8 protein-coding genes and 2 pseudogenes are annotated in these 13765 nt (G+C 68.7%); 6 read left to right on the forward strand and 4 right to left on the reverse strand.

Annotated features, from left to right (window positions below; genetic code table 11):
• Positions 1–563: 563 nt before the first annotated feature.
• Positions 564–1568, reverse strand: a complete 1005-nt coding sequence (locus ACX5I6_RS01405; RefSeq protein ID WP_461841645.1) for an EamA family transporter — start codon at positions 1566–1568, stop codon at positions 564–566.
• 73 nt (positions 1569–1641) lie between these two features.
• Here ACX5I6_RS01405 and ACX5I6_RS01410 point away from each other — a divergent pair, with 73 nt between their 5' ends.
• Complete coding sequence (locus ACX5I6_RS01410) at positions 1642–2571, forward strand: LysR family transcriptional regulator (protein ID WP_461839199.1); 930 nt, start codon at positions 1642–1644, stop codon at positions 2569–2571.
• Here the strand turns inward: ACX5I6_RS01410 and ACX5I6_RS01415 are convergent.
• The 3 genes and pseudogenes from ACX5I6_RS01415 to ACX5I6_RS01425 form a co-directional block, all read right to left on the reverse strand.
• Positions 2549–3075 (reverse strand): annotated as a pseudogene (locus tag ACX5I6_RS01415) (SixA phosphatase family protein). The gene ACX5I6_RS01410 and the pseudogene ACX5I6_RS01415 overlap by 23 nt on opposite strands.
• A 59-nt stretch (positions 3076–3134) precedes the next feature.
• Complete coding sequence (locus tag ACX5I6_RS01420; protein ID WP_018762395.1) at positions 3135–3998, reverse strand: winged helix-turn-helix domain-containing protein; 864 nt, start codon at positions 3996–3998, stop codon at positions 3135–3137.
• Between the two features lie 571 nt (positions 3999–4569).
• The gene (locus ACX5I6_RS01425) at positions 4570–5499 is read right to left on the reverse strand and encodes a hypothetical protein (protein WP_461839200.1); all 930 of its coding nucleotides are present in this window, start codon (positions 5497–5499) and stop codon (positions 4570–4572) included.
• A gap of 232 nt (positions 5500–5731) precedes the next feature.
• On the opposite strand from ACX5I6_RS01425, the gene ACX5I6_RS01430 reads away from it, so the two are divergent.
• From ACX5I6_RS01430 to ACX5I6_RS01450, 5 genes and pseudogenes are all read left to right on the forward strand, one after another.
• Positions 5732–6472 (forward strand): response regulator transcription factor, encoded by a 741-nt coding sequence (locus ACX5I6_RS01430; protein ID WP_387457721.1) that lies wholly within the window; start codon positions 5732–5734, stop codon positions 6470–6472.
• Positions 6473–6485: 13 nt separating this feature from the next.
• Positions 6486–7961: a sensor histidine kinase gene (locus ACX5I6_RS01435; protein WP_461839201.1), complete on the forward strand. Its 1476-nt coding sequence runs from the start codon at positions 6486–6488 to the stop codon at positions 7959–7961.
• A gap of 82 nt (positions 7962–8043) precedes the next feature.
• Positions 8044–9470: pseudogene (locus tag ACX5I6_RS01440) on the forward strand (bifunctional glycosyltransferase family 2/GtrA family protein).
• Positions 9467–11590 (forward strand): ArnT family glycosyltransferase, encoded by a 2124-nt coding sequence (locus ACX5I6_RS01445; RefSeq protein ID WP_461839202.1) that lies wholly within the window; start codon positions 9467–9469, stop codon positions 11588–11590. The pseudogene ACX5I6_RS01440 and the gene ACX5I6_RS01445 overlap by 4 nt, the downstream one beginning before the upstream one ends.
• Before the next feature lie 6 nt (positions 11591–11596).
• Positions 11597–13630, forward strand: a complete 2034-nt coding sequence (locus ACX5I6_RS01450; protein ID WP_461839203.1) for a glycosyltransferase family 39 protein — start codon at positions 11597–11599, stop codon at positions 13628–13630.
• Positions 13631–13765 lie beyond the last annotated feature (135 nt).

Below are 13765 nucleotides of genomic sequence, written 5' to 3' on the forward strand. Positions count from 1 at the left end.
GTGATCTGCGGCGTCGTCGCCGCCGGGCTGCTGGTGCTCACGGGGATGACCCTTGCGGAGCCGGTGTTCGTCGCGTTCCTTGGCGTCCTGGCCCTGGCGTACCTGGCTGCGGTGGCCGAGATCGTGGTCCGCCGCCGGCGCTTCGCCCTGCTCGCGGCAGGGACCGGAACCGCCCTGGCCCTCGGCTTTTCCCTGGCGTTCCTCAGCACCTGGACGCTGGCGTACGACGACCAGTCCTCCTTCCTGGGCACCCCGCTGCCCACCCGCGACCCGGACAACTACTTCCTGGGCGCCGGGGTTGCGGCCGCTGCAACGTTCGGAATCCTCTTCCTGGGCGCGCTCTGGCCGGGGCGGCGGCGTGCAGCACCGGTCCGCAGGCCAGCCGGAACCACCAGGCGCCCGGCGGCCGCACCACGGACGGGCACCCGGGCCACATTGCAGGGCACCGCACCGCAGCGCACCCCCTCGCAGCGGTCCGGTCCGCCCCGCAGCCCACGCGGTGCCGCACCACGGGCCGGCCAGGCGTCCGGGGCACAAACATCCGGCGCCCAGGCGTCCCCCGGTCAGCGGACGTCCGCCTCCCGCGCTCCCGTCCGGGGGACGTCGGCGGCAGCCAAGCGCCCGTCGTCGTCCGTGTCTCCGGCGCCCAAACCGGCACCACGGCCCGGCAGCGGCTCAGCCCCGCGCCGCTGACGGCGCCCGCCCGCTCGGGTAATCACCGCGGTGGCGACGCCGCCCAGGAGGAGCAGGCCACCCGCCAGTTCCGTTGCCGATGGCACCTCGGCGAGGACCAGCCACGCCGTGCTCATGCCCACCACCGGGACCAGCAGCGTGAAGGGCACCACGGCCGACGACGGGTGGCCGGCAAGGAGCCGGTTCCAAATGCCGTAACCCACCAGCGAGGCAAAGATTGCCGTGTACAACGCGCTGAGCACGGTGGGCATCTGCAGCGTTGCCAGTGATTGCCACACCGTATCCGGCCCGTCCACCAGCACGGACAATGCCCCCAGCGGAAGCGGGACCACAGCCCCGGACCAGACCACCAGCCCCAGGCCGGAAGCGGCTTTCGCCTTCCGGGCCAGGACATTGCCGGCAGCCCATGACAATGCAGCGGCCAGGACAATGACCAGCGGGAGGAGCGGTGCCACGGCGCTGCGTCCTGCCGCCACGACGGCGAGCCCGGCGACGCCCAGCACCACGCCCGCCAGTTGACGCCGGCTGGGGCGTTCGCCCAGGAAGCCCGCGGCAAGGAGGACGGTCAGCAGGACCTGCGCCTGCAGGACCAGGGATGCGAGCCCCGCGGGCATGCCCAGCGCCATGGCCAGGTACAGGAGGCCGAACTGGCCCGCGCTCATGAAGAGTCCGACGCCGAGGATGGCCTTCCAGCTGATGTCCGGTTTCCTGATGAAGAAGATCCAGGGGAACACCACCAGGACGAAGCGCATGGCGACGAACAGCAGCGGCGGGAAGTCGTGGCCGCCGGCATGCAGCCCGAGGTCGATGGCCACGAAGTTCAGGCCCCACAACAGGGCGACAAGGACGGCAAGCAGGGAATCGCGCAGGTTCACATCCCATACTCTGACAGCACAGCGGATGAAGCACCAGCGCTGGTTTGTACCGTAAATCATGTACCTTTGCTTCATGATCGACATCGGTTCCCTGCGGGCCCTCGCAGCGGTGGAGCAGCACGGCTCCGTTATTGCGGCTTCGGAAGCCATGGGGTTCAGCCCGTCGGCCGTGTCCCAACAGGTGAAGAAGCTGGAGAAGGAAGCCGGCTTCGCGGTGCTGGAGCGCCGGGGCCGTGGCGTCCTGCTCACGGAACGCGGACTGGCCCTGGCGGCATACGGCCGACGCATCCTGGCCGAGCTGGAGGAACTGCAGTCCACGCTCCTGGCAGATCCGGCCAAGCCCAGCGGCAGCCTCCGGGTGGTGTCATTTTCCACGGCCTGCCGCGGACTGGTGGGTCCGCTGCTGGCACAGCTCGAAGAGTCAGGCGCGGCGTTGAGTATCGCGGTGCTGGCCGAGGATCCGCGGGAAGCCGTGGCCCGGGTGGCCAACGGGGAGGCGGACCTGGGCCTGGTGCACAACTGGAATTCGGTGCCGCTGGTGATCCCGGAGCATCTGACGCTCGAGTGGCTCTGCGAGGATGTGGCGGACGTCCTGGTGCACCGCAGCCATCACCTGGCGGGGCGCCCTGCGGTTGCCCCGGCGGAGCTTGTTGACGAACGCTGGATCAGCACGCCGGCGGGGGCCATCTGCAACGAAGCCCTGCTGCGGATTTTCGCGGACCTGGGGCGGGTGCCGGACATCCGGGTTTACGATCCCGATTTCGCGACGCATATTGCGATGGTGGAGCAGGCGGTGGCGGTGGCGCTTGTTCCCCGGCTGGGGCGGCCGGCACTCCCCCGGGATGTGGTGGCCGTTCCGGTGGTCAACCCGGTCCAGGCCCGCCAGGTTGGGCTCATCCATCGCAAGACCATGACGGCCAGCCCCGGCATCAGGCACGTTGCGGGCCTGCTGCGGGAGATTGCCGGCAGCAGGGTTGCCGCTAGTGGGCCCGGGGAACTTTGAACCGGGTAATCCGGGCGTCCTGCCCATCCAGTTCCGCCCAGGGCTTTTCCGCCTCCAGCACGGTCAGCGCATTGGTGGGGAAGCGGGTGGCGGCGTCCATGTAGGCGTCGTGGTCGGAGTCCCGCGAGGCGAGGTGCATTGCCAGGTCCTGCACGCCGGGCAGGTGCGCGATCAGCATCAGTGTGGTCACGGTGTCCGGCACGTGGTTGACCACGGTGAGCATCCGCTGCGCTGAGGCCGCATACAAGCCGTCTTCAAGCTTGGGCGTGGGTGCCTTGTCCCCAGCTCGGAGCAGACCCAGGTGCACGTCTGCCGGGTGCGCAGGGCGCTGGAGCACAGGATGAAGTCGGGGACAATGTTGTGCTTGAGCAGCCACCGCCCGGCGAGCGGCGCTTCCCGGTGTCCGCGGTCCTCGAGCGGCCGCTCATGATCGGCCACCCCGCCCGGCCAGTCAGCCTTGGCATGGCGCATGATCACGAGGCGTCGAACATGGTGCGAACTCATGGCCCAAGCCTATCCAAACCACTTAGCCGCGGCACCGGGCCACGGCACTTGGGGCGGTGCTAGATCGAGTATTCCGGAGCGGCCCAGACAACAACCTCGGGGTGCTCGTAGAACCGGTAGCCCTGGCCGCGGACCGTGCGGACGGTATTGGCAAGGCGGCCCAGCTTGGAACGGAGGCGCCGGATGTGGACGTCGATGGTGCGCTCGTTGGGCACCTCTTCGGCGTTGCGCCACAGCCCTTCGAGCAGTTCGTCGCGGCCCACGGTGCGGGTGCCGTTCTCGACGAGGTAGTTCAGGAGTTCAAACTCCTTGAAGGTGAGGTTCAGGGATTCACCGTCGAGGTGGACTTCGCGACGGGCGAGGTCGATCAGGACACCGGAGGGGCGCGGTTCCTGCGGCTGGGCAGGACGGGCGGCCTCGGTGCGCTGGCGGGAGTTGACCGTGGGGTCGCCGAACGTGGAACGGACGACGTCGAGCGCGGAACCGGGGGTGCCGGCCGGAGCCACCGCAACGGCCGCGTAGCTCTCGGCGCCGGAGACCAGCGACTGGGCGTAGGCACGGATTTCCTGGGCAAGCTTGGCGATGGAGGTACCGGCTGCTGCCGCGGTCTCCTCATCGATCCCCATGTACAGGACGAACCCGCGGGCCACGTTGTCATTGGCCACCGGGCGAACAGCATTCGGGCCGGCCACCACGGGCGTGGGGGCCGTGACCGGAGCGGCCTCTGCAGGCTGCACGGCGCGGAGCTGGCCGTAGGAGTTCGGGTTGTATCCCTGCGGGGCGTAGCCCTGCGCGGGGAAGGCGCTGCCGGAAGTGGGAGCAAGCGACGGGCGGGGCCCGAAACCGGGGCGCAGGCCCGAGGGCTGGCCTGCCTTGGCGGCGTTACGGACGGAGATGTGGACGTATCCGGATGCAACTGACATGGAATGCTTACCTCAATGTGAATGGCCGTGTTCGCGGCTCGAATGCTGGATTCCCCGTAGACGCGGACCGGGGAGGGGCGCCCGACGCTGGGCTGGGGGGCGAATGCCTAAGAACTTCAGGGGTGCGAAGGTCAGGCGTGCATTCGACAACAGCGCATGTCGGCAGCAGCGGATGTGCTGGGCCAATATTCTGCGGCTGCAGGTGCTGTTGAGTTCTTGTTCACATTGGAAGTGTGCAGCGTAACAATGCCAACTTGCAAGTAACAATGGACCAATTCGTCCACATGGTGAGACAAAACCGCCGATTGTGCTTTAGATCACTATTTCGAGATGGGGAAATAATAACGTTCGTTATCCGGAGAACAGTCTCGGTTAGCCACTCATTCGGAAGATAATTCGATAGAAGGCCAATTCTCCGAATCTCCCCGAAATTCAATCGCTTGACATAGAATCGGCCGGACGACTGCGCGCCATGTCCAGTCCCGGCCCTGCCGGCGGCAGATTTTTTTGCCCGGACGGCGGGCGTGGGCCGGCGGCAGGACCTGCCTGGGAGTGGTACGGCATGCTTGGGTCAGTTGCTGCTGGTTCCGGTGCCGGCCGAGGTACCGGCACCTGCGGTGGCAAGCTGGATGGCCTGGGCGGTGTACGAGTCGCCATCCTTGAGCGCGGTCACGCGAACGCTGGCCCCTGCGGTCACGTTGGACAGGCTGAGGGTGGCTCCGGTGGATGTGCCCCCGCGCTGCCTCATCCCCTGTGTGACCTGCACATCGGACCCCACGGCATAGGTGCGGGAGAAGCCATCCTCGCTCTTGACCGTCAGCGACGTGGCCGATACATCCGTCACGGTACCCGCCTGGCCGGCCATGGTCACATAGTTGGAACCTTCCAAGACCACATACTCGGAGTGGATGGCAGCGTTCAGGCCGGCCGCCCCCATCCCCAAGCCCCCTGGGCCCCCGTCCATGCCCATGCCGCCGGCCGCGCCGCCGTTGGTACCGGACTGGGTGCCCGGCCCGGCCATGCCGTTCTGCCCGCCGGGTCCGAACTGGCTGGCCGCGCCCGCGCCCTGGGCGTTGGCTGCCGTGCCCGAGCCGTTTCCGGCCGCGTACGCGCCGGCGCCGGCCGCTGCACCCAGGACCACGGCCGCGCCGCCGACCAGGAGTCCCTTCTTCGCCGTCCAGGCGCCTTTCGGCCCGCGGGACGCCGAGGCGGAAGCGTACTGCTGCGGTGCGCCCCAGCCAGTGCCTGCGCTGTACGCGTGGCCGGACGCGGGCGGAGCACCCCATCCTGCCGACGGCGGACCTTCGGGCGCTCCCCAGCCCTGCGCAGGCTGCCCCTGCCCGACCGTTTCGTAGTCTCCCCTGCCCTGGTTGCCCGGGACGTCCCGGTCGTGGGCCGCCGCGCCGTGGCCGCTGCCCTCTGGTGAGCCTCCCCAGACGGGGGCCGGCTGCCCGTTCTGCCCTGACCTGCCCGGGGCTGGCTGGTTGTTGTGCTCGTCCATTGTCATTCTCCAAAAAAGTCGAAACTGATGGTGGTGATGCTGGTTGTTCCAACAGGTTCTGCCGAATTGCTGTGCAGAGGCTGTGCAGCAGGCCACCTCCGCCTGTGACCTGCACGCTTTCCCCTGCCTGGTTAGCCGCCTGGCCGCGGGTCCAGGTGGCTAGGCTGGAGCTCACAGCTGGAACACAGCAACGGCAAAGCACCGGCACACCGGTAGATCGGAGAGTTGTCCCATGGCATCCCCGCACTCCATGACCAACAACCTGCCCCAGCTCACCCACCCCGACGGCTCTCCGATCCGGGCCCTGGTGGTGGATGACGAACCCAGCCTGTCGGAGCTGATGAGCATGGGACTGCGCATGGCGGGCTGGTCCGTGGCCGTAGCCGGGGACGGACCCACGGCGGTCAAGCTTGCCAAGGACTTCCATCCGGACGTCCTGGTGCTCGACGTCATGCTGCCGGGGTTCGACGGCGTGGAACTGCTGGGCAGGATCCGCGCCTTCGCGCCCGAGGTGCCCGCACTGTTCCTGACCGCAAAAGACGACGTCCAGGACCGGATCGTGGGGCTGGCCGCCGGCGGCGACGACTACGTGACCAAGCCCTTCAGCATGGAGGAAGTCCTGCTGCGCCTGCACCGCCTGGTCCAGCGCTCCGGCGTGGCCGCCATGGATACGGCCGAACTGGTGGTGGGCGACCTGGTCCTCAACGTGGACACCCGGGAGGTCACCCGGGCCGGGGAGGAAATCCAGCTGACGGCCACACAGTTTGAACTCCTCCGCTACCTCATGGAAAACCCCAAGCGCGTGGTGAGCAAGGCCCAGATCCTGGACCACGTGTGGGACTACGACTTTGGCGGCCAGGCGAACATCGTGGAGCTGTACATTTCCTACCTGCGCAAGAAGCTCGAAGCCAACCATCCGCCCATGATCCATACCGTGCGCGGCGCCGGCTACGTCATCAAACCCGCAGACTAGCCAAAGGAAACGCGTGTCTCTTTCCGGTGTTCCCCGGCCCACCGGCCGCTCGTGGTTCAACCCGGCCACCTGGCATCTTCGGACCCGCCTGATCCTGCTCTCGATGGCCCTCCTGGTGGCCATCTCGAGCGCAATCGGCGTGGTCAGCTACGCCTCAATGGACGTCGTCCTTTCCAAGCAGTTGGACGAGCAGCTGACCATGGCGTCACGCGGCCGCCCGCCCGAAGGCAATCCCTCGGGCCGTCCGGATCCGCTCGACGCGCGGGGTCAAAGCGTGGGAACACTCAATGCCAGGGTGGTGGGTGGCCAGATCACGCGGGAAGCAGGTTTCCTGTCCGCGGATTTCACCCGCACGCCGCTGACTTCCCGGGACACAGCCACCCTGCAGGCCCTACCCCGTGACGGCAGCCCGGTTGACCGGGAGCTGTCCAACGGCGACTACCGGCTCATGGCAACACAGACCCCGTACGGCGACGTGGTGATCACCGGGCTGCCGCTGGCAACCAAGGAAAGCACCGAGGCCTCGCTGGTGTTGACGATGGTGCTGGTGTCACTGGGCGGCCTTGTCCTGATCGGGCTGGCCGGCACGGCCTTGATCCGCCGGACCATGCGGCCGCTGGAGCAGCTGTCCGACGTCGCCACCAAGGTTTCCAAGCTGCCGCTCGACGCCGGCGAGGTAGCCCTGGCGGTGCGTGTCCCGCCGTCGGCAGCGCATCCCACCACGGAAGTGGGCAGCGTGGGACACGCGCTGAACCTCATGCTGGACAACGTCTCCAGCGCGCTCGAAGCCCGGCAACGGAGTGAGATGAAGGTGCGCCAGTTCGTGGCGGACGCCTCCCATGAGCTTCGGACCCCATTGACCGCCATCCGCGGATACACCGAGCTGATGCGCATGACCGAAACCCTCACCGAGGACGGCCAAAAGTCGCTGGGCAGGGTGCAAAGCCAGTCGGAGCGCATGACCGCCCTGGTGGAAGACCTGCTGCTGCTGGCCCGGCTGGATGAGGGCAAAGCGACCGAAACCACCGATGTGGACCTCACCCAGCTGGTGATCGAAACCGTCAGCGACGAAAAGGTCATGGCACCGGACCACACCTGGCAGCTGACGTTGCCTGATGAACCGGTAACCGTCCGCGGCGACGCCACCCAGCTCCACCAAGTCCTGGCCAACCTGCTCTCGAACGCCAGGAAGCACACGCCGGCCGGCACCACCGTCACCTCCGGCGTCATGCGCTCCGCCGACGGCAGCGTGGTGGTCACGGTCACCGACGACGGTCCCGGCATTCCCGCCGAGTTCCAGGGCAACATCTTCTCCCGCTTCACCCGGGCCGATGCCGCGCGTTCAGGCTCCGAAGGGTCGTCCGGGCTGGGGCTTTCGATCGTCGAATCCATCGTCGCGGCCCATGGCGGCACTGTGGAACTGGTCTCCCGGCCGGGCAGGACCGAGTTCGCGGTCCGCTTGCCGGCAGCGGCAACCGCCGCGTCCTGACTGCGCGCGCCGGCCGCACTTACACAGGCACGTCACAGGTTGCGCCTAAAGCCCTCAAATGCGGCGGCGCCACTCTTGATTCATGACGCTCACCGACTCCACTTCAGGAACCCTGCCGGACGCCGCGGTGGCGCCGGTGGGCATTCCATCCCGGGGGCGCGCCGGACGGCGCGCCCCCGTGGACACCCGCACCACCGCGCCGGTCCTGGATGTGACCATCCCGGTCTTCAACGAGGAACGCGACCTGGAGGAATGCCTCCGCAGGCTTCATGCCCACTTGCTCGATTCCTTTCCGCACGCGTTCCGGATCACCGTGGCCGACAACGCCAGCACGGACGGCACCTTGAAGATCGCCGAACGCCTGGCCCGGGAGTTCCCCGAACTCGCGGTGGTCCACCTCGACGAAAAGGGCCGCGGAAATGCACTGCGCAAGGTGTGGCTGGCCTCGCCGTCACCGGTCCTGGCCTACATGGACGTGGACCTCTCCACCGACCTTGCGGCCCTGGCACCACTGTTGGCGCCGCTGATCTCCGGCCATTCGGACCTTGCCATCGGCACCCGGCTGACCCGCAACTCCCGCGTAGTCCGCGGACCCAAGCGGGAATTCATCTCGCGCGGCTACAACCTGATGCTGCACTCCTTCATGGGTGCCCGGTTCAGTGACGCACAGTGCGGGTTCAAGGCGATCCGCGCAGACGTCGCCCAACAGATCCTTCCGTACACCGTGGACAACTCCTGGTTCTTTGACACCGAGCTCCTGGTCCTGGCGGAGCGGTGCGGCCTGCGCGTCCATGAAGTTCCCGTGGACTGGATCGACGATCCTGATTCAAGCGTTGACGTGCTCCGGACGGCGCTGGCGGACGTCCGGGGCATGGCACGGCTCACCCTCGACCTGCTCTACGGCCGCATCCCGGTTCCGGGCTGCGGGCAGCCCTGGCGCGGGGGCCGCTGCCCGCCTCGTCCCGGGCGGCCGAGCAAACGCGCGGCGGCAGCCTGTTTGGCCAGTTGGTGCGCTTCGCCGCCATCGGTGCCGCGTCGACCCTGGCCTACCTGGCGATCTTCGTATTCTGCCGCGGCTTCATGGATCCCCAACTTGCCAACTTCCTGGCCCTGCTGATCACGGCGGTGGCCAACACGGGAGCCAACCGGCGCTTCACGTTCGGTATCCAGGGCGGCAACCCGGTCCGGCACCACTTTGAGGGGCTGATCGTGTTCGGCATCGGCCTGGTGCTCACCTCGGGTGCGCTGGCACTGGTGCACAAGACGACGACGCCGGACCGGTGGGCGGAAATCCTCACCGTCGTGGCGGCGAACCTCGCCGCCACTGCCGTGCGGTTCCTGCTGTTCCGGCTCTGGGTCTTCCGGGAGCGGGCGCCGCGCACAGCACCCACCGCGCGCCCCGGTCCCGGGACAGGCCCGGGACCGGCAACAACTTCCGCCGGAACCCCCGCGGCATCGTCCGCCGACGACACGACAGCCACCGCCTCCACAGAAACGGCAGCATCATGACCTCCACCATTTCACCGGCAGGCGCCGGATCGACCACCGAGTCAACCGCCGGTCCACAGCACCCGTCAGGTGCCGCAGTGTCCACGGCCGGCCCCGCACACCCCGGACCGCGCTGGGCCCGCTACGCCTTCGGCGGCCAGCCCCGCTGGGTGCGCCCCTCGGCCGCAGGCCTCCTGGTGGCCACGGCAATCCTGTACCTCTGGAACCTGGCCGCCACCGGCTACGGAAACTCCTTCTATGCCGCTGCCATCCAGGCGGGCACCAAGGACTGGACGGCGTTCCTCTTCGGATCGCTCGACGCCGGAAACGCCATCACCGTGGACAAGCCGCCCGCGGCGCTCTGGATCCCGGCCCTCGCGGGCCGCATCTTCGGCTTCTCGTCACTGAGCATGCTGGTGCCCGAGGCGCTCATGGGAGTGGCCGCCGTCGGCTTCCTGTACCTCGCCGTGAAGCGGGTTTCCGGACCGGCGGCAGGCCTCCTGGCAGGCGGCGCCCTGGCACTGACGCCCGTAGCGGCGCTGATGTTCAAATTCAACAACCCGGACGACATGCTCACCCTCTGCCTGGTGCTGGCGGCGTACTTCACCACCCGGGCCATCGAACGGGCCGGATGGAAGTGGCTGGTGGCGGCGGGGGCCGTGATTGGCATGGCGTTCCTCAGCAAGATGCTGCAAGGCTTCCTGGTGGTCCCCGCGCTTGGACTTGCGTACCTGTGGGCTGCCCCCACCCCGGTGGGACGCCGGCTGGTGCACCTGCTCGGCGCGCTGGGCGGGATCATCGTGGTGGCCGGCAGCTACGTCGCCCTTTTCCAGCTGACGCCGGCCTCGGAACGGCCGTACATGGCCGGGTCCACCACCAACAGCTTCCTGGAACTGACCTTCGGCTACAACGGCCTGGCCCGCATCACCGGTTCGGGTGAAGGAATGCCCGGAGGCGGAGCCGGTGGCCCGGGCGGCGGTGCGGCGGGCGGCTTCGGCGGCGGCAATGCCGGGTTCGGCGGAGCGGCCGGCCTGCTGCGGATGTTCGGGACCAGCTTCGGCGGCGAGGTGTCGTGGCTGCTGCCCGCCGCGCTGGTGCTGCTGGTGGCAGGCTTGTGGTTCACCCGCCGCGAAGCGCGCACGTCCCGGAGCCGCGCGGCCCTGATCCTGTGGGGCGGCTGGCTTCTGGTCACGGCGGGCGTCTTCAGCTTCATGAGCGGCATCGTCCACCCCTACTACTCAGTGGCACTGGCCCCGGCCATCGCCGCGCTGGTGGGCATCGGCGCGGCGGAACTCTGGCGCGGCCGCGCGTACTGGCCGGCACGGACAACTCTGGCCGTCGTGGTCCTGGGCACCTCAGTCTGGTCCTCGGTGCTGCTGGGCCGCGACACGTCATGGCTGCCGTGGTTGCGCATCGCCACCATCGTCCTCGGTGTCCTCGCGGCGGCCGCCATCCTCCTCCGCCTTGACGGCAAGGGCGCTGCGGGACGGTTCCGGCGCTCCGGGACGGCCGCCGTCGTCGTTCTCTCTTTGCTTGCCGGGGGCCTTGGAACGGCTGCCTGGACCCTGGCCACCGCCGCGTCCGCCCACTCGGGATCCATCCCGACGTCGGGGCCCGCGGGTTCCTCGGCGGGCGGTTTCGGGAACAGGGCTGCCGGGTTCCGGGACGACGCCGCGCTCCGTGGCGACCGGACCGACGGAACAGATGCGGCAGCCGGTACCGGCGGTTTTGATCCCGCGAACGGAGCCGGCGGCGTCAACGGCGCCCCCGGAGCCGGCGGGGCCGGCGGTCCCGGCGGTCCCGGCGAAGGCACCGCCGATGCAGCCGTAACCGCGCTGCTCACGGGCACCAGCACGAAGTGGTCGGCGATTGTCTCCGGGGCCAGCCAGGCCGCCAGCCTGGAACTGGCCACGAACACCAACGTCATTGCCCTGGGCGGCTGGAACGGCGGTGACCCCTATCCCACGCTCGCCGAGTTCCAGGCCATGGTGGCAAAGGGTGAGATCGGCTACTTCATCGAAGGCGGCATGGGCGCCGGCATGGGCGGCCGGGGCGGCAACTCCGAGGTGGCCGCCTGGGTGCAAGCCAACTTCCAGGCCCAAACCGTGGGTAACTCCACGGTGTACCAACTCACCAAGTAGGACCCCATGGCCAGCTCTTACCCCACCCCAGTGCAGGCTCCCTCCGCTCCCGCTGCCCACCGCCCTGGTGCCGCGGCCCGCGTGCGGCGGGATCCCCCGGCCCGCCGGCACCGGCTGGAACTTGCAGCCGTGCTGGCAGCTACCGCCGTGCTGTACCTGTGGAACCTCGGGGCATCGGGCTGGGCCAACGCTTTCTACTCCGCCGCTGCCCAGGCCGGATCGCAGGACTGGGCGGCCTGGTTCTTCGGCTCCTCGGACGCCGCCAACTCCATCACGGTGGACAAGCCACCGGCGTCCCTGTGGATCATGGGGTTGTCGGTCCGGATTTTCGGCCTGAGCTCCTGGAGCATCCTGGTTCCTGAGGCCCTGATGGGCGTCGGCACCGCCTGGCTGCTGTACCTGGCCGTCCGGCGGGCCGCGGCGCCGGCCACTGGTGACCCGCGGCTCGCCCACCGGGCAGGGCTGCTGGCCGCCATTGCGCTGGCACTGACGCCCGTAGCCACGCTGATGTTCCGGTTCAACAACCCGGACGCCCAGCTGGTGCTGCTCATGACCGCCGCCGCCTATGCGGTGCTCCGCTCCGTGCAGGAGGACAGGTTGCGCTGGCTCCTGCTGGCAGGGGTATTCCTGGGCTTCGGATTCCTTGCCAAGCAGCTGCAGGTCCTGCTGGTGGTTCCCGGTTTTGCCCTCGCCTACCTGGTCGCGGCGCCCGCCAGGCTGGGCCGGCGGCTGCTGCACCTGCTCGCCGCCGGTGCCGCGATGCTTGCCGCGGCCGGCTGGTGGCTGGCGGTCGTGGAGCTCATCCCGGCTGCGGACCGTCCGTTCATTGGTGGTTCGCAGGACAATTCCATCCTGGAACTGACCCTCGGCTACAACGGCTTGGGCCGGCTGACAGGCGACGAGACAGGGAGCGTGGGCGGCGCCAACGGCTGGGGCGTTCCCGGGCTGCTGCGGATGTTCAACAGCGAGTTTGGCGGCCAGATCGCGTGGCTGCTGCCCTCCGCACTGATCCTTGCTGCCGGCCTGCTATGGGTGGGACGCCGGGCGCCGCGGACTGACGCCGTCCGGGCGTCGGTGCTCATCTGGGGTTCCTGGGTCCTGGTGACCGGCCTGGTCTTCAGTTTCATGGCGGGCATCATCCACCCCTACTACGCGGTGGCGTTGGCGCCCGGGATCGCAGCCCTGGCCGGCCTGGGCCCGGTACTTCTCTGGCAGCACCGGCGGCAGGCCGCCGCGGCGGTCTTCCTGGCCGCCGCAGTGGCCGCGGCAGCCCTGATGGCATTCACCCTGCTGGGAACCACATCCGCCTACGGCCCGTGGCTGCGCTGGGTGGTGCTGGCGGCAGGCCTTGCGGCCGCAGCAGGAACAGGGTTGAACAGGTTCATCGGCCTGAGCTCCGTGCAACGGACGACGACGGCGCTCGCCATTGCGGCATCGCTCGCCGGCCCGTTGGCCTTCTCCATGTCGACGGCGGCGACGGCGCACAGCGGGGCCATTGTTAGCGCCGGACCGGCGACGTCGTTCGGCGGCCCGGGCGGGTTCGGCGGAAACCGGACCGGCGGGTTTGGCGCGGGCGGCACGTCCCGGCAGTTCAACGGCCAGGCCGGACAAGGCCAGGGTGCAGGCCAGGGCGGGGCAGCGCAGGGCGGTCAGGGTGCCACCGGTGGCCGCGCCGGCGGGATGGGCGGCCTCCTGGGCGCGCCCACGCCGTCGGCCGGGCTGGTGGCCGCATTGAAGGACGGTGCCTCAAACTACACCTGGGCAGCGGCAGTAGTCGGTTCGAACAATGCCGCAGGTTACCAACTGGCCACGGAACTGCCGGTGATGGCCGTGGGCGGCTTCAACGGCACCGACCCCTCCCCCACGCTGGAACAGTTCCAAGCGCTGGTCTCCCAAGGCCGGATCCACTACTTCATTTCCGGCGGGACCGTGATGTCCAGCAGCGGCTCTGACGCCTCCAACCGGATTGCGCAGTGGGTGGCGTCCACCTTCCCGGCGCAAAACATTGGCGGGACCACCGTCTACGTTTTAGCGGGATAAACCCAACTGCGGAGCCCGGTCTGCAGCAAATCGACGCGCCATGATTCGTGACTTCCGTTACCCAAATGTGACTAATGCGCAATCTTCCTGTACCGTCGATTGGGTGCGGTCCCCGTTCGGGCCGCATATCCCGGG

Source organism: Arthrobacter sp. MMS24-T111, from assembly GCF_054888995.1.